This is a genomic window from Bartonella raoultii (assembly GCF_019659805.1).
GTDB classification, from domain to species: Bacteria; Pseudomonadota; Alphaproteobacteria; order Rhizobiales; family Rhizobiaceae; genus Bartonella; species Bartonella raoultii.
The window spans coordinates 24375-41043 of record NZ_JAIFRO010000001.1 but is presented as its reverse complement, the minus strand read 5'-3'; the positions used below and the strand labels follow the sequence as shown (position 1 = coordinate 41043).

At 38.3% G+C, this 16669-nt stretch carries 14 protein-coding genes and 1 other RNA gene; 7 read left to right on the top strand and 8 right to left on the bottom strand.

The features are described from left to right. The first annotated feature begins 46 nt into the window (after positions 1-46). The 5 genes from ftsZ (at position 47) to ligA (ending at position 7911) form a co-directional block, all read left to right on the top strand. A complete protein-coding gene (gene ftsZ, locus K3248_RS00165; RefSeq protein WP_220716362.1) occupies positions 47-1816 on the top strand; it encodes a cell division protein FtsZ in 1770 nt (589 codons plus the stop codon). A 208-nt stretch (positions 1817-2024) separates the two neighbouring features. Further along, entirely contained in the window at positions 2025-2897 is an 873-nt protein-coding gene (lpxC, locus tag K3248_RS00160; RefSeq protein ID WP_220716361.1) for a UDP-3-O-acyl-N-acetylglucosamine deacetylase, read from the top strand. Positions 2898-3056: 159 nt separating this feature from the next. Further along, entirely contained in the window at positions 3057-3950 is an 894-nt protein-coding gene (locus tag K3248_RS00155) for an outer membrane protein assembly factor BamD (protein WP_220716360.1), read from the top strand. A 6-nt stretch (positions 3951-3956) separates the two neighbouring features. Beyond that, entirely contained in the window at positions 3957-5618 is a 1662-nt protein-coding gene (gene recN, locus K3248_RS00150; protein ID WP_220716359.1) for a DNA repair protein RecN, read from the top strand. 133 nt (positions 5619-5751) lie between these two features. Next, the gene (gene ligA, locus K3248_RS00145) at positions 5752-7911 is read left to right on the top strand and encodes an NAD-dependent DNA ligase LigA (protein ID WP_220716358.1); all 2160 of its coding nucleotides are present in this window, start codon (positions 5752-5754) and stop codon (positions 7909-7911) included. Positions 7912-8117: 206 nt separating this feature from the next. On the opposite strand, the gene K3248_RS00140 is transcribed toward ligA, so the two are convergent. The 3 genes from K3248_RS00140 to K3248_RS00130 are packed head-to-tail and all read right to left on the bottom strand — an operon-like array spanning position 8118 to position 11445. Next, positions 8118-9944 (bottom strand): aminopeptidase P family protein, encoded by a 1827-nt coding sequence (locus tag K3248_RS00140; RefSeq protein ID WP_220716357.1) that lies wholly within the window; start codon positions 9942-9944, stop codon positions 8118-8120. Between the two features lie 17 nt (positions 9945-9961). Further along, positions 9962-10831, bottom strand: coding sequence for a 50S ribosomal protein L11 methyltransferase (locus K3248_RS00135; RefSeq protein ID WP_220716356.1), 870 nt, complete (start codon positions 10829-10831; stop codon positions 9962-9964). Between the two features lie 32 nt (positions 10832-10863). Then, a complete protein-coding gene (locus tag K3248_RS00130) occupies positions 10864-11445 on the bottom strand; it encodes an SCO family protein (protein WP_220716355.1) in 582 nt (193 codons plus the stop codon). A gap of 130 nt (positions 11446-11575) precedes the next feature. On the opposite strand from K3248_RS00130, the gene K3248_RS00125 reads away from it, so the two are divergent. Continuing rightward, positions 11576-12205 (top strand): DapH/DapD/GlmU-related protein, encoded by a 630-nt coding sequence (locus K3248_RS00125; RefSeq protein WP_220716354.1) that lies wholly within the window; start codon positions 11576-11578, stop codon positions 12203-12205. A 39-nt stretch (positions 12206-12244) separates the two neighbouring features. Here the strand turns inward: K3248_RS00125 and K3248_RS00120 are convergent, their stop codons facing one another. The 5 genes from K3248_RS00120 to ssrA all read right to left on the bottom strand — a co-directional run bounded on the left by K3248_RS00120 (position 12245) and on the right by ssrA (position 16218). Continuing rightward, entirely contained in the window at positions 12245-14575 is a 2331-nt protein-coding gene (locus tag K3248_RS00120; RefSeq protein WP_220716353.1) for an ATP-dependent helicase, read from the bottom strand. A 113-nt stretch (positions 14576-14688) separates the two neighbouring features. Then, positions 14689-14940, bottom strand: a complete 252-nt coding sequence (locus K3248_RS00115) for a ribbon-helix-helix domain-containing protein (RefSeq protein WP_220716352.1) — start codon at positions 14938-14940, stop codon at positions 14689-14691. A 4-nt stretch (positions 14941-14944) separates the two neighbouring features. Continuing rightward, the gene (locus K3248_RS00110) at positions 14945-15133 is read right to left on the bottom strand and encodes a DUF4169 family protein (RefSeq protein WP_220716351.1); all 189 of its coding nucleotides are present in this window, start codon (positions 15131-15133) and stop codon (positions 14945-14947) included. 12 nt (positions 15134-15145) lie between these two features. Continuing rightward, positions 15146-15691, bottom strand: a complete 546-nt coding sequence (locus K3248_RS00105; RefSeq protein ID WP_220716350.1) for an SspB family protein — start codon at positions 15689-15691, stop codon at positions 15146-15148. A 171-nt stretch (positions 15692-15862) separates the two neighbouring features. Beyond that, positions 15863-16218, bottom strand: a transfer-messenger RNA (tmRNA) gene (gene ssrA / locus K3248_RS00100). A 95-nt stretch (positions 16219-16313) separates the two neighbouring features. Between ssrA and K3248_RS00095 the strand changes: the two genes are divergently transcribed. Further along, positions 16314-16619 (top strand): DUF2853 family protein, encoded by a 306-nt coding sequence (locus tag K3248_RS00095; protein WP_220716349.1) that lies wholly within the window; start codon positions 16314-16316, stop codon positions 16617-16619. Positions 16620-16669: the final 50 nt, after the last annotated feature.

Sequence of the window (16669 nt, the reverse complement as noted above, 5' to 3'; positions counted from 1 at the left end):
AATTTCATCGCTTGGGCTTGCGGTGTCTTATGAGAAGGAAAAGGAAATGACGATTAATCTGCATCGGCCAGATATCGCGGAATTGAAGCCACGCATTACCGTTTTTGGTGTTGGCGGAGGTGGCGGGAATGCCGTGAATAATATGATTAATGCTGGTCTTCAAGGAGTTGACTTTGTTGTGGCTAATACGGATGCACAGGCTTTGGCTATGTCAAAGGCAGAGCGTGTGATCCAGCTTGGTGCAGCAGTTACGGAAGGTTTAGGGGCTGGTGCTTTACCAGAAGTTGGGCAAGCAGCAGCAGAGGAATGTATTGATGAAATTATTGATCATCTGGCAGATTCTCATATGGTTTTCATTACTGCTGGTATGGGGGGAGGAACTGGGACAGGGGCTGCTCCTGTTGTTGCTCGTGCAGCGCGTGAAAAAGGTATTTTAACTGTTGGCGTTGTAACAAAGCCTTTTCAGTTTGAAGGTGCTCGTCGCATGAAAACAGCAGAGACTGGCATTGAAGAGCTGCAAAAGTCTGTTGATACATTGATTGTTATTCCCAATCAAAATCTTTTCCGTATTGCCGATGATAAAACAACATTTGCAGATGCTTTTGCTATGGCTGATCAGGTGCTTTATTCTGGTGTTGCTTCTATTACAGATCTCATGATTAAAGAGGGACTCATTAACCTTGATTTTGCTGATGTTCGTTCGGTTATGCATGAAATGGGGCGTGCGATGATGGGAACAGGTGAAGCATCTGGTGATGGGCGTGCCTTGAATGCTGCTGAAGCTGCTATTGCAAATCCACTCTTGGATGATACTTCTATGCGTGGTGCTCGTGGTTTGCTTATTTCCATTACTGGTGGTCGTGATATGACGCTCTTTGAAGTTGATGAAGCAGCTAATCGTATTCGCGAAGAAGTGGATGCTGATGCAAATGTTATTTTTGGCGCCATTGATGATGAATCATTGGAAGGCGTTATTCGTGTTTCTGTAGTTGCAACCGGTATTGATCGTGAGGTGAATGATGTGGTTCAGTCTCCGCATTCTCAACTTCAAAAACCTGCATCTTCTGCTCGTAAAAGTGATCCTGGAACACCACAAACTTCTTTTCATCTTCAATCGCCTCCTTTGCGTTCTGAATCAATGGTAGAGGTCATAGAAGCACTTGAAGTGGAAAAAGGAAAACCGAAAGGAGAACAGTTTCGCCCTAAAAGTCAAATTTTTGCACAGTCTGCAGATACCGTTGCTACACGAAGTCCGAATACGGCTTCTTATGGATCAAATGCTGTGCATGGGCAGATGACAAATGTACCACGTATGCAAGTTAATCGTGGTTCTCAGCAGCCTATGACGGCACCTGTGAGCATGGGCGCGACAGCTCAAGCTTTAGATGAGATGACAGGTGTTGTGAAGCAAAATGAAAAGCAGGTTCAACAAAAAAAAGCTCAGCATATGCAAGCGCGTTCACCGATGCGTATGCCTGAATTGAAGGATTTTCCTTCTGTTGCTCACGGACAAAGTCAAAGCGCGTCTTCTTCCGATCAAGGACCGCGTAATCTTTGGCAGCGTTTAAAACAGAGTTTAACACATCGTGAAGAAGAAGAGCTAGAGGCTCGGTTGGAGCCTGCTGTGAAATCTCCGCAGCAGAAAGAATCCCATACTTATAATAAAAGTACTCAAACACTTTCTCAAGATGCTTCTGTTTATGTACCACGCCGTTCTGGTGAATTGCATCCCCATGTAACGCAAGAACAGCGTAATTTTATTAGTGAAGAAGATCAGTTGGAAATACCTGCTTTTTTGCGTCGTCAAGCACATTGATTTGGTAAAAAAGAGAAAGAGGAAAGTTGAGAAGCTTTTTTTATGATTGATAAAAAGTTTGAATAAAAGTGTGCTTTTAAGGCAAGATAATTCTGTTTTTATAAACCCGCTTCTTATAAAGCGGGTTTATAATTTTCTATGGAGATTATTTTTATAAATTTTTAATGTATATTTTAAAGTTCGTAAAATAACTCTATGGAGAGATAGGATGAAATTAATGCAAAAATATCAGTCTACTCTTAAAAAAGCTGTGACATTGAAGGGAGTTGGAGTGCACAGTGGATGTGTATCTGTGGTGAAGATTTCTCCCGCTGATGTAGGGAATGGTATTGTTTTCAAACGTTGTGGTGTAGATGGAAAAGAACAAATATTTAAAGCACATGCATCGCAAACAGGAACGACTGAATTATCAACAGTTCTTGGAGATGGAGAGTACAGAATTGAAACAATTGAGCATTTAATGGCAGCAATTTCTGCTTATAATTTAGATAATCTTATTATTGAAGTATCGAGTCATGAAATCCCGATTTTAGATGGTTCTTCATGGCCATATTGTCAAGCTTTTGAGGAGGTTGGCTTTGTGCAACAAGATGCATTACGGTCTTATTTTATTATACAGAAACCGTTGTGTGTTAAAGCAGCCGGCGGTATGGCAGAATTTTTACCGTTTGATGGGTGCCGTTTTGATGTAACGCTCTCTTTTTCTTCTTCCGCTATTGGTGAACAACATTTAAGCTTTGATTTGACTACACAAGGATTTCGTGATGATTTGTCACGTGCACGTACTTTTGGTTTTGTCAAAGATGTAGAAAAATTATGGGCTTCTGAGAAGGGGATAGGTGCTTCTTTGGAAAATTCCCTTATTATTGATCTTAATGACGAAGTTATGAATTTAGAGGGAACTTATTGGACAAATGAGTATGTTCGGCATAAAACGCTTGATGCAATTGGAGATACTGCTTTACTTGGAGCACCTTTTATTGGACTATTTCGTTCCTATTGTAGTGGGCATAGCATTAATTCACAATTGGTGAAGGCAATTTTAGCAGACAAATCATGTTATGAAGAAAGCTATTTATAGAAAGAGTAAAGAAAAATGTTGTAGTTTGTTTGTTTTTTAAGGGGATGATTGACCAAAAGCACTAAATTTGGTTAGTGAATTTTTAAAGTAATATGCTATAAGAATTTTATATAAACCATTTTTGCTACAAGTGGATATTCTCTGGAGGCCGGAATAACTATGACAAAATATTATGTGTGTGCTGGAAATATGGCATATAGGAAATCAAACATTGTAAGCAAAGTATTGGGCGTTGCTCTTTTAGGGGGAAGTTTTGTGTTAGCAGGTTGTTTATTTAAAGAAAAAAATACCCTCGATCCATCTGCCTATGTTTTAAATATTGATCCACCAGATGTTTTATATAATCAGGCACTTGCTAGCCTTAATAGTGGAAAGCTTGGAGATGCAGCAAAAAAGTTTTTAGCAATTGAAAAGCAGTATGCTTATACAGATTGGGGGCGTAAGGCTTTAGTCATGGGGGCTTTTACGCATTATCAGCTTGGTAAATATGATGATTCAATTAGCATGGCTCAACGCTATATTACTCTTTATCCAGAGGCAAGTGATTCCGCTTATGCTTATTATATTATTGGTCTTTCTTCTTTTCGTCGAATTCCTGACGTTACACGGGATCAACGTGATACCAAACGAGCGATTGCTGCTATGCAGCTTCTTATAGAGCGCTATCCGCATTCTGAGTATGTTAAGGATGCTAAAGTAAAAATACGTTTTGGGCGAGAACAGCTTGCTGGTAAGGAAATGCAGATTGGACGTTATTATGAAGAAGGGCGGCGTTATCTTGCTGCAAGTAGAAGATTTCGTACAGTGGTAGAGGAATATTCCGATACCAATCAAATTGAAGAAGCTCTCTTTCGTTTAACAGAGGTTAATCTTGCTCTTGGTTTAACGGCAGAAGCGCAAACGGCTGCGGCCATTTTAGGACGTAATTATCCCAAAAGTGAGTGGTATAAATTTGCTTATAATTTATTGCAAAAGAATAAAATATCACCACATGAGCATAAATCCTCGTGGATTTCACATGCTTTAAGTAGTGACAAACATAAGGTGCGTTGATTTTATATGCTGATACAGCTTTCGATTCATAATATTGTTTTGATCGAAATGCTCGATATTCATTTTACAGCGGGCTTATCTGTTTTAACCGGAGAAACAGGTGCTGGAAAGTCTATTTTACTGGATGCTTTGTCGCTTGCTCTTGGAGCGCGGGGTGATGCATCACTTGTGCGTCAAGGTGCTGCTCACGGGCAGGTGACGGCTGTTTTTGATGTACCTGTTTCACATCCTGTTCGTCAGCTTATTCGTCAGAATGGTTTTGATGATGAAGGCGATATTATTCTACGGCGTGTGCAATCAAATGATGGACGGAGCCGTGTTTTTATTAATGATCAGGTTGCTAGTGTTACATTGATGCGCAATGTTGGGCGTTTACTGGTTGAAATTCATGGACAGCATGATGATCGTGCACTTATTGATGTTGCCACACATCGTCAATTATTAGATGCTTTTGGAAGGTTGGAGTGTGAAACAGAAGATTTGCGTCAATCTTATCAGATATGGTGTGAATGTGAGGAGCGTTTGCAGCAACAGCGTCTTAAAGTAGAAAATGCAATACGTGAGGCTGATTATCTGCGTGCTTGTGTAGAGGAACTTGAAAAATTTGATTTTCAAGCGGGTGAAGAAGAGATGTTATCTTTTCGTCGTGCTGATATGCTTAAATTAGAAAAAATAGCAACGGATATTAAAGAAGCTGATGATCTTTTAAGTGGACAAAAATCACCAATTCCGCTGTTGTCTAATTTGGTGAGGCGCTTGGAGAGAAAAATTCCTGAAGCACAAGAGATTATTACACCTGTGGTAACATCTATTGATGAGGCATTGCATGCGCTTTCAACAGCACAAGATGGCATTGAAGCAGCAATGCAGGCCTTGAATTTTGAACCTGATGAATTGGAACGTATAGAAGAACGCCTTTTTGCTCTTCGCGGATTTGCGCGTAAATATAAGGTTTCTGCAGATGAATTGGTCCATTTGCGTGATAAAATGAACGCTGAATTGATGAATTTTGAGGAAGCTCAGATCACATTAACACGCTTTGAAGAGGAAACGCGTAAAGCACAGAAAAATTATGATACGTTAGCGCAAGCGTTGTCAATAAAGCGTCGAGATGCAGCAAAGCACCTGTCTGAAAAGGTTATGGCTGAGTTGCCAGCGTTAAAATTAGAAAAGGCAGAATTTATTGTTGAAATACAAAGTGAGGCTGAAAAACGAAGTGCGGAGGGGATAGATCGTGTTGAATATTGGGTTCGGACTAATCCAGGAACACGCGCTGGTCCCATGTTGAGTGTTGCTTCTGGTGGTGAGTTGTCTCGTTTTTTATTGGCATTAAAGGTTGTCTTATCCGATTGTGGGTCAGCTCCTACACTGATTTTTGATGAAATTGATACTGGTGTTGGTGGGGCTGTTGCTGCTGCTATTGGGCAACGGCTTCAGCGTTTATCAGATAAAATTCAGGTTTTTGCTATTACACATGCGCCACAGGTTGCATCGAAAGCGCACAGTCATTTTCTTATTTCAAAGGTAGAAAGTGATGATAAAGGCTGCTTCGTTACGGGGATTCATAAAATGGAAGAACATGAACGTGCAGAAGAAATTGCCCGTATGTTGGCAGGAGAACAGATTACTGAAGAGGCGCGTGCAGCAGCTCAAAAGCTTCTTGCATAAAGATTAAGTAATTAAGTGATAAAGACTTGCTTATCAAGAATTGCACGAAAGAGCATGTGTTTATGCGGCTTCTGTTTGTGATAAAGCATTAATATTTTTATGGTTGTTAGCCTATCATTTGGAATAGATTATTATGAATAAAAAGGCGATTGAGAATCTGACTATTCTTGAAGCAGAGAGAGAATTGGAGTGGTTAGCAAAAGAAATTGCACATCATGATGTTTTGTACAATAGTGATGATCAGCCTGAAATTTCTGATGCAGAATATGATGCTCTTCGTCAGCGTAATGCAAAAATTGAAGCTCTCTTTCCTGAACTTATTCGTACTGATTCTCCTTCACATAAAGTTGGTGCACCGGTTTCTGAAAAGTTTGAAAAAGCTATTCATGCGCAGCCGATGCTTTCACTTGATAATGCATTTACTCCTGAAGATGTCAGTGATTTTATTGAACGTATTCGTCGTTTTTTACGCTTTCAAAAAACACAAGTCTTAGAAATAACAGCAGAGCCAAAAATTGATGGCTTGTCTTTATCTTTACGCTATGAAAAGGGGCGGCTTGTGTGCGCTGCAACACGTGGTGATGGATATATTGGAGAAAATGTCACCGTGAATGCACGGACAATTTCTGATATCCCACAAGTTTTGCAAGGAAAATGTCCTGATATTCTGGAGGTTCGTGGGGAAGTTTATATGGCACGGGAGGATTTTCAAGCGCTTAATATGAGTCAACAAGAACAGGGAAAGTTAACTTTTGCTAACCCTAGAAATGCAGCTGCTGGTTCGCTACGTCAGCTTGATTCACGAATAACTTCTAGCAGGAAGTTGCAATTTTTTGCTTATGCTTGTGGTGAAGTGAGTGAGATGTTTGCAAAAAGTCAAATGGAGATGATGGAAAAGCTAAAAGAATATGGCTTTGTTATCAATCCATTTACAAAAGTTTTTCAGACAGTAGAAGAGATCATTTCCTATTATCATGATATTGAAGAACGCCGACATTCTTTAAGCTATGATATTGATGGGATTGTTTATAAAGTTAACGATTTAATTCTCCAAACGCGCTTAGGGTTTGTTTCTCGTTCACCACGTTGGGCTATTGCGCATAAATTTCCAGCAGAAAAAGCTATGACCCTTTTGGAAGACATTGATATCCAAGTTGGTCGTACAGGAGCATTAACGCCTGTTGCACGCCTTAGCCCTATTACCATTGGTGGTGTGGTGGTTACCAATGCAAGTTTACATAATGAGGATTATATTAAGGGAATTGGTCATAAAGGAGAGCCCATTCGTGAAGGACGTGATATCCGTGTAGGTGATACAGTGATTGTACAACGTGCTGGTGATGTAATTCCTCAAGTTGTTGATATCATTTCTGAAAAGCGCCAAAACGATTCTTCAGCTTTTATTTTTCCTCGTCTGTGTCCTGCTTGTGGAAGCCATGCTGTACGTGAAATAGGAGAGGCTGTACGGCGGTGTACAGGCGGGCTTATTTGTCCTGCACAGGCAATTGAGCGTATTCGCCATTTTGTTGCACGCAATGCTTTTGATATTGAAGGACTTGGAAAAAAACAGGTAGAATTTTTCTTTCATGTTCAAGACGAGACACTTCGTATTCATACACCAGCTGATATCTTTACGTTACAACGTCGTCAGGAAAATGCTCTGGTACGTTTAGAAAATATGGAGGGCTTTGGTGCTGTTTCAGTGCGTAAACTTTATGATGCTATTAATGCACGTAGAAAAATTTCCTTAAGTCGTTTTTTATTTTCACTAGGAATTCGTCATGTTGGAGAAGTTAATGCACGCCGTCTTGCTCGCGCTTATCAAAATTATAAAGCTTTTGAAGATGCGGTGATAGCAGCGGTTATGCCGTGTAAAACAGAGAATAAAGAAGGTAATGAAGCTTGGATTGAGCTTACCAATATTGAAGGTATTGGACCGCAGGTAGGGGGTGCAATTGTTGATTTTTATCAAGAATCCCATAATCGTGATATTTTATCTGCTTTGCTTAAAGAAGTTATGCCTCTTGATGAGGAACCTGTTATGACATCATCTTCGCCTGTAGCTGGAAAAATCATTGTTTTTACAGGAACTTTAATACATATGTCACGCGATGAAGCAAAAGCATTAGCAGAGAGAGCAGGAGCAAAGACTTCCAATTCACTTTCTAAAAAAACCGATTTTCTTGTTGCTGGAGATGGAGCTGGATCGAAATTGGCTAAAGCAGAAGCGTTAGGTGTTCAAGTTATCAATGAAGAAGCTTGGCTACAGCTGATTGAAGCACATTATGTTTAGATGGCTTTTTAAAGCATAATAAATAGGATCGTTGCAAATGATTTCCTTTTATTGAAAAAAATTTCGCAATAATTTTTTTCAATATATGAATTGAGTAAAGGCTTTCAAAAGTATTTTTATATTTTTACTAAAAATAAATCATATTAAAAAAAGAAAGGCTCTATGATGTTTTGTAAGGCAGTTAGAAGATATAGGTTCTATTGCACTTAAAGAGGCATGGTTGCTTCTTTTATCCATTTTTTATCTTCTTCATTTAAGTAAGGCATATTCATTTGATAAACACGCGCGTGATAATCATTGAGCCATTGTCGCTCTTCTTGTGTTAAAAGCTCTGGAAGGATAAGTCTGCGGTCAATGGGGCAGTGTGTGAGTGTTTCAAACGAAAGCATTTCTTTATCTTCACCATTCATTTTTTGTGCTGGTTTTACAATGAGTAAATTTTCAATACGAATACCAAAAGCACCTTCACGATAATATCCAGGTTCATTAGAAACAATCATTCCAGGAAGTAATTCTTGGTTTCCTTTGCGCGAAATATTTTGTGGTCCTTCATGAACAGAGAGATAAGAGCCAACTCCATGACCCGTACCATGAGCATAATCAAAACCAGCTTTCCATAATGCAATACGTGCTAGAACATCAATATCTTGTCCTCGTGTACCTTTTGGAAAGCGCGCCGTTGAAAGAGCAATCATGCCTTTAAGAACTAGAGTAAAACAGCGTTTTTCTTCTTCTGCAATATTTCCAATGGCTACTGTACGTGTAACATCTGTGGTACCATCACGATATTGTCCACCGGAATCAACAAGATAAAGTTCCCCAGCTTTGAGTTTTTTGTTGGTTTCAGTTGTTACACGGTAATGAACAATGGCACCATTTGCACCTGCTGCTGAAATTGTATCAAAAGAGAGATCTTCAAGTTTTTCTCCCATTTCGTTTGCTGTATTTATACGTAATTCTTCTAATTTTTGAGCCGCAGAAATTTCATTTATTGTTTCTGGTATTTGCTTATCTAACCAAGAGAAAAAACGTGTTAGAGCAACGCCATCACGCAAGTGTGCTTTTCGTGCACCGTTTAATTCTACGTTATTTTTAACAGCACGCGGTAGAGAAGCAGGATCGGTGAGGGGAATAAAAGAATATCCTTCTTCTTTGATAATAGTACGCAGTTTTTCACATGTTAGCTGCGGATCTAAGGCAAAAACCGTTCCTTTTTGAACATGATTTTTTATTTTTGAAATGAGTTGGTTTGGTTCATATAATGTTGCATAACGTTCCAGATACTGTTTCTGTTCTCTTTCCAATTTTTTGCCTTCAATAAATAATGCGGGTGTATCTTTGACTGTAATGAGGGAAAAACAAAGAGTAAAAGGTGTATTAGAAACATCATTACCACGTATGTTAAATATCCATGCAATAGAAGAAGGATCTGTAAAAATAAAAGCGTCTGCCTTAGCTTTCTGGATCTCTTTACGAATTAAGGATAGCTTTTCTTCACTATCGCATCCTGCATATTGAAGAGAGTGAATTGATAAAGCAGATTGTGGCGATTGTGGCCGGTCATGCCAGATCAGATCAATAGGATTGGACTGAACTGCAACAAGTTTTCCACCTGCTTTACATTCTAATGCTTTTTTAAGGGCTTTTGTAGCAGAAATAGTATGAAGCCATGGGTCAAAACCAATGGAAAGTTTTTGTCCATTTTCTTCAAGCCATTGTGAAGGGGAAAAAGTTATAAGATCTTCATATTCAAAAATAAGAGGATCAGTTTGTTGGCGAACTTGGAGTTTATAGCGTCCATCGGTAAAGAGTATCGCTTTATTTTTTAAAATGAGTGCAATACCTGATGATCCTGTAAAACCAGTAAGCCAGCTAAGACGTTGCGCATGTGGTGGGACATATTCTCCTTGATGTTCATCTGATCGCGGGACAAGAAAGCCATCTAATCCGAGATGATCGAGTTCTTCACGAAGAGAGGCAATGCGTTCTTTAGCATGAGCTGGATTTGTTGTTGCTTCAAAAGACTGGTACATAGCAACGTCCTTTTCTTTTATTTCAGATGTATCGTAACCCATCCTTGTCGATTGTTTGTTTCAATATGTCTTAGACCTTGTTGTACATAGGCTTCCAAAACATGAGCGTGTTGCTCTTCTAAAATTCCAGAGAGTATGATTGATCCACCTTTTTGGAGTGCTTTTACCATCTCTTGCGCAAGTTCAATAAGAGGATTGGCAAGGATATTGGCAACAATGAGATCAAAAGGTGCACGCGATAAAATTTGATCGTGATTAAAATTTGTTGCTGTGATAGCTGTAATATATTCTTTTACACCATTGATATTAATATTATGCTGTGCAACTTGAATAGCAATTGGATCAATATCGGATGCAAGTATAGAAATGGGTTTGAGCATTGCAATACCAATAGCAAGAACTCCACTGCCTGTACCAAGATCAAGGGCATTTTGTGGATTTTCATTCTGCATTACTTTGGCAATCATTTCTAAACAACCAGTTGTTGTTGCGTGATGTCCGGTACCAAAGGCTTGATTGGCTTCAATTTCAATAGGTAAAACATTTGCTGGAATATCATTTTTATTATGGCTTCCATAAAGGAAAAAGGGACCAGTGTGCACAGGCTTTAGCCCTTCTAAACTTTTCTGTACCCAATCAATATCGGGTAAAACCTCCATCTTGACTTTATCAAGATCAATAGAAAGGATGTTCGCAAATTTCTTACAAGCGGTTTCTTGATTATTTTTGTTTACATAAAGCGACAATTCATAGATAGAATTTTCCTCATCTATTTCTACAAGAGCGAGAGGATAGCCTTCTTCCTCAAAGGTTGTTTCCATAAGAGCATAAGACTGTTCTGCTTCGCTTTTAGAAGCAGTATGATATAAACGAATTTGATGGGGCATCCTATCCTTTGTCTTAAAATTAGCTTTTTAATTTAGTTTGAAACAAGTTTTTTAAGTCGTTTAATGGCAATCTCATCATGTAATTCACTGTCACTTTCTTGAGGTTTATAGGGAATAATACCAGCAAGCTTTCCACCTTTTTTGAGAAGGAAAATTGCTGCTGTGTGATTATAGGTATAGTTCCCATCTGTCCCAGGTACTTTTTCGGCAACAATATTAAAAGAATCCACCATTTTATGCACTTTTTCAGGATTTCCACTGATCCCTACAATTTTGTTTGTAAAGTTATTCAGATAATCATGAAGAACTTTTGGTGTATCGCGTTCAGGATCAACGGTGACAAACCATACCCCTAATTTATGAGCATCTGGTCCAAGTTCTGTAAGCCATCTATCAAGATTAAGCAGTGTTGTTGGGCAAGTCTCAGGACACATAGTAAAGCCAAAGAAGATAATGGAAGGAGTACTTCGAATGTCAGCTTCGGTAATGGTTTTTCCATTTGAATCAATTAATGTAAATTGATCACCTAAAGGTTTATTTATAAATGCATCATAAGTAAAAATACCAGCAATAAATATAACTGTTAACCCTAAGATGCGTATGACATTTTTCATAATTTAACTCTCTTAAAAAGGTAGGAAAAACTCTAGCATTAGTGAATTTGTTTTGCAATCTTTGTTTCATGATTGATTTTGTTTATATGATCAGTATGTTTTCTTATATTTTTAAAAAAAACCGGTAAAAATGGATATTCAGAAAGATCTTCGATTTCGTGCATATGAACCACGAATTAACACAACGGCACGGTTATGTGGCTGTAAATTGGGGCGTTATGTGGAAATCAATGAACGTGTGATTTTGCGTGATGTAACTGTTGGAGATTTTTCTTATTTTGAGCGTAACAGTGAAGCTATTTATAGCGATATTGGGCGTTTTTGTTCTATTGCATCCCATGTTCGTCTCAATGCCTTAGAACACCCTATGGAACGCCTTTCAACGCATAAAATAACATATCGCCCTAATGAGTATTTTCGTTATATACCGCTGGACCAATCTTTTCGTGAAAGACGTTGTGCAAAACGTGTTATGATTGGGCATGATGTTTGGATTGGACATGGTGCAGTTATTATGCCTGGAGTGACAGTCGGACATGGCGCAGTGATTGGTGCAAATGCTGTTGTAACAAAAGATGTCCTTCCTTATATGATTGTTGGTGGTGTTCCTGCAAAGCTGTTACGAATGCGCTTTTTGGATGATGTCATTAAAGGTCTCTTAGATATGGCTTGGTGGAATTGGCCACTTGATAAAATCCATAGTGCCTTGCCTGATATGCAAAACTTATCTATTCAAGCTTTTATTGATAAATGGAAGTAATATTCGTAATGTAATAAAAAATAACGGTGTTTGTTCTTACTAAGTTTTGCTTACAAAGTTATCGAGTACGCGCTTCTCTCCAGCTTTTTCAAAGAGAATAGTTAACTTATGCCCATCTATCGCTGAAATATGACCGTACCCAAATTTTATGTGAAAAACACGATCATGAATTGAAAAATCTGATGGTGTATCAGCAATGGATTGGCTGATAACTTTTCCTTCAATATTTTTTTGTGCACGATCCTGTCTTCGTGTAGGATGGGTATTATAAAAGGAATTGTATTGTTGAAAATTTGATTTGCTATAACCGCCAAAAGATGTTTCCATTTTTACAATTTCTATATGCTCTTTTGGTAATTCATCAAGAAAACGGGAAGGAAGTGTGGATTGCCAAAGTCCATGAATTCTCCGATTAGAAACAAACCATATATGCAGATATTTTTTTGCTCTTGTGATTCCTACATAAGCTAGGCGCCGTTCTTCTTCCAATCCTGTCTGTCCACCTTCATCCAATGAACGTTGATGGGGAAAGAGTCCTTCTTCCCAACCCGGAAGAAAAACAGTTTCAAATTCAAGCCCTTTGGCTGAATGAAGAGTCATGATGTTGATAGCATCCATATTTTCATTGTTTTCAGAATCCATAACCAATGCAACATGTTCTAAAAAGCTTTGGAGACTTTCAAATTGTTCCATAGAGCGGATCATTTCTTTTAGATTCTCTAATCTTGTTGGTGCTTCTGGTGAGCGATCTTCTAACCACATAGTGGTATAACCTGAATCATCAAGGATTGTTTCAGCAAGCTCTTTATGAGGCATATCTTGTAACATATTTTGCCAGCGACGAAAGTCTTCAACAATGTTTCGTAAAGTGCTACGTGCTTTAGGTTTTAGTTCATCCGTTTCAATGATTTCAGTTGCCGCAAAAAAGAGAGGGATAGCACGTGCTCGTGCCCTTTGATAAAGCGTACGTAGGGTCGCATCTCCTAAACCGCGTTTAGGGGTATTAATAATGCGTTCAAAAGCTAAATCATCTGCGGGTTGTACAACAACACGAAAATAGGCCATAGCATCACGTATTTCCCTGCGTTCATAAAAACGCGGGCCGCCAATAACACGGTAGTTAAGACCAAGAGTTACAAAACGATCTTCAAATTCACGCATTTGGAAGGAAGCACGTACCAATATCGCCATATGATTTAGTGCATGACCGGCTTGTTGGGCGCGTTCAATTTCTTCACCAATTGCACGCGCTTCCTCTTCAGAATCCCATGCTGCATGAATTTTTACTTTTTCTTCTTCACTTTTTCTTTGATCAGAAAAAAGTGTTTTTCCAAGTCTTTCTTTATTATAAGAAATTAAATGAGAAGCGGCTTTAAGGATATGTGATGTTGAACGATAATTACGTTCTAAGCGAATAATTTTTGCAGGAGGAAAATCTTGCGCAAAACGTAATATATTATCAACTTTTGCACCACGCCATCCGTAAATAGACTGGTCATCATCACCAACACAGCAAAGATTGACGTGCTGCCCTTTAGGTTGTTGTGCTAAAAGGCGAAGCCAAAGATATTGTGCTGTATTCGTATCTTGATATTCATCTACAAGGATATAGCGGAATTGGGAATGATATTCGCGAAGAATGTCTGGATTGTGTTGAAAGATAGAAATAGTATGAAGAAGAAGATCACCGAAATCACAAGCATTAAGTGTCTTTAATCGATGCTGATAGCTACGGTAGAGTTTACGTCCCATACCATTGCCAAAGGAATGGTTATCACTTTCTGAAATATGTTCTGGTGAAAGTCCTTGATTTTTCCAAGAATCAATCATCATCGCAAAGTTTTTTGCTGGCCACCGTTTATCGTCTAACCCTTCAGCTTGAATAAGTTGTTTTAAAAGTCGAATAACATCATCGCTATCAAGAATTGTAAAATTGCTCTTTAAATCGATAAGTTCTGCGTGACGGCGCAAAATTTTTGCCCCAGTAGAATGAAAAGTTCCAAGCCAAGGCATCCCTTCAACTATTTTACCAATAAGCATACCGATGCGTATTTGCATTTCGCGTGCTGCTTTGTTGGTAAAGGTCACAGCAAGTATTTGCTGAGGTGAGGCAAGTCCAGAGCGTAAAATATGAGCAATACGGGTTGTCAGAACACGCGTTTTTCCAGTACCAGCACCTGCAAGAACTAAAAGAGGCCCTTCTGTTGTCATAACAGATTGTTGTTGTTCGGGATTGAGCTGTTCTAAATAGTCGGCATTACAGTGTGCTTTTTCTCTTACATCATAAGCTGTATCTCCAGAGCTTTTTTCATGATGAGGAGGAGATTCATCTTCTTTAAAGAATGGGATATGATTGGAAAATTTTTTCATTATACCTTATGTGTAATCTTTTTTAGGTTTGAGTTCTAGATCTAAAAAGTTTTTTCTTAAGAAAGCACAACATCTTTTGTTAAATAAAAAAGATTATACAATAGAAATGAGGCTTAAAGCTGTTGGGTAAGAACACTCTGAAGTGTATAAATCCGTAATGCGGATGAAAGATTTACTTTTTGTGGTCTTTTGCTATCAATATCAGTAATGATAGAGGCTAATGATTGCCCTTTTTTGCGCGCTATAGCTTTGAGGGCGTCTAAAAAGGGTTTTTCTAAAGATACACTGGTTGCATGTCCATCAATTCGAACAGATACTTTTTGCAAAACCACTTCTGACCAATCAATCAAATTATTTACATGCATTGTTCTACTCTTCTTCACCATTTAATAAACGGTTTCGATCAAGAAATTTTTGCACTTTTAAGGATTCTTTTTTCTCAAAAAGCTTCTCAGCTTTTGTTCGTCCGAAACGATAACGATTTTCTTCTGCATGTGTTGTTTTTGCTAAACGCTTTTTTTGTTTGCGGAATTGGCGAAGATTGATAAGTTCACTCATGAGAAGATATATTTATTTTTTCCGAAAAGAATCCAAAGAAACAACATCAGCACTTGGTTTTGTATCATTGTTTGAAGATTCCTTATTTGTGGTAAGATTTTGTTCTTTTGGATGCATATTTTCTTTTTGGGGTTTGTTCGACAGAACGATAGGTGGATTTGAGGTGTTTTCTAAATTTTCATTTTCACGAGAGGTACGATTAGAGGGAAGATCGAACGCAGCTTCAAACGCTGCAATAGGGTCATAAAATACTTGAATAGAACTAAAAGGAATCACTAACTTTTCTGTAACTTCTCTAAAAGAAAGCGTAACTTCGAAGGCTGTTTCCGATACGCTTAAATCTCTAAACTGATGTTGTAAAACGATTGTCATTTGCTCTGGATAGCGACTTTTCAATCGAGGAGAGATTTTTACGCCGGGCGCATTTGTTAAAAAAGTAATAAAGAAATGGTGATTTCCTGGGAGACCCGCTTTAGAAACTTCCGACAAAACTTTACGGACAACTCCACGAAGCGCATCCTGAACAAGAATATCATAACGGATTTTATCTTGAACCATCTAAATTTATTCCTTTTATTTTACGTAAGCAGACAAGCATGAGTAACATTATGCAATGGAATATTTTTTAAAGCTAACAATATTTTGTCTATGATGCACCTAAATTAATTGAAAAAGAATACAAAATTTATGACAAATAATACTTAAAAGATCAATCAATAACATTAAAAAAGTGAAGGCTTCTGTTGCCAGGTGCCTTCGAACCCCGCTTAAACCTGCGATGGTTTAAGACTTAATTTGAAGCATACATATCGCCTAAGCGGCGAGACGCGCTTCCGCATAGTTGTCATTTGCAACTACTCATTTAGCCCGATAACGGTGGTACAATGCCGAGTAAAAGAGCGATCTTTACGCCTTTGTCGATCCTGTTTCGCCCCCACCAAAATATAATCGATAAGAATTATATTTTGGTGGAGGCGCCGGGTACCGCCCCCGGGTCCAATAGGTTTATTTCACCGTCTATTTATTACCATAGTTGGTAAACCAACCCCTTAAATATAGGTGAAGAATAGTCTTTCGGAAAGGGGGGGTTGTTAATATTTTTAATCCTCTAAATTATTAGAAGTTATAGAGTGTGGTTGTAAAATACAGCTACTTATTTTTGGAGAGGAGAGGGTGCAGAATGACAAATGATCTAGCAGATATTAAACTATATGATTCAAATCCTGATGAAATAGCAATAGAACGGCTTAGCCGTCGTTTAGCGTTGGTGATGAAAAAACAGGATGCATCGTTGGTTGCTACATCGGATCCAAAAGAACTAGAACGTGTTGAAAAATGGGTTCAAGATGTATTAGGGGTTGATGAGCAAAGTGCTAAAATAGCTGTTTCAAAAGTTGCAAGTATGATGTCTGGGGATCGTAGAAAAAGTCGTGTGACTTTTTATTATCTGGTAGCGAAGCAATTAAATGCACTTCATAAAGTTTAAACAATATAAAACTGTGTATTTATGGAATAATTATAAAAAAGCCCAATTTA

Bases quoted from the DNA above. Each gene is read 5' to 3' on its own strand.
- K3248_RS00120 (WP_220716353.1), bottom strand. From the start codon at position 14,575: ATGAAAAAATTTTCCAATCATATCCCATTCTTTAAAGAAGATGAATCT.
- K3248_RS00115 (WP_220716352.1), bottom strand. From the start codon at position 14,940: ATGCATGTAAATAATTTGATTGATTGGTCAGAAGTGGTTTTGCAAAAA.
- K3248_RS00110 (WP_220716351.1), bottom strand. From the start codon at position 15,133: ATGAGTGAACTTATCAATCTTCGCCAATTCCGCAAACAAAAAAAGCGT.
- K3248_RS00140 (WP_220716357.1), bottom strand. From the start codon at position 9,944: ATGTACCAGTCTTTTGAAGCAACAACAAATCCAGCTCATGCTAAAGAA.
- K3248_RS00095 (WP_220716349.1), top strand. From the start codon at position 16,314: ATGACAAATGATCTAGCAGATATTAAACTATATGATTCAAATCCTGAT.
- ligA (WP_220716358.1), top strand. From the start codon at position 5,752: ATGAATAAAAAGGCGATTGAGAATCTGACTATTCTTGAAGCAGAGAGA.
- K3248_RS00130 (WP_220716355.1), bottom strand. From the start codon at position 11,445: ATGAAAAATGTCATACGCATCTTAGGGTTAACAGTTATATTTATTGCT.
- K3248_RS00135 (WP_220716356.1), bottom strand. From the start codon at position 10,831: ATGCCCCATCAAATTCGTTTATATCATACTGCTTCTAAAAGCGAAGCA.
- lpxC (WP_220716361.1), top strand. From the start codon at position 2,025: ATGAAATTAATGCAAAAATATCAGTCTACTCTTAAAAAAGCTGTGACA.
- K3248_RS00155 (WP_220716360.1), top strand. From the start codon at position 3,057: ATGACAAAATATTATGTGTGTGCTGGAAATATGGCATATAGGAAATCA.
- ftsZ (WP_220716362.1), top strand. From the start codon at position 47: ATGACGATTAATCTGCATCGGCCAGATATCGCGGAATTGAAGCCACGC.
- recN (WP_220716359.1), top strand. From the start codon at position 3,957: ATGCTGATACAGCTTTCGATTCATAATATTGTTTTGATCGAAATGCTC.
- K3248_RS00125 (WP_220716354.1), top strand. From the start codon at position 11,576: ATGGATATTCAGAAAGATCTTCGATTTCGTGCATATGAACCACGAATT.
- K3248_RS00105 (WP_220716350.1), bottom strand. From the start codon at position 15,691: ATGGTTCAAGATAAAATCCGTTATGATATTCTTGTTCAGGATGCGCTT.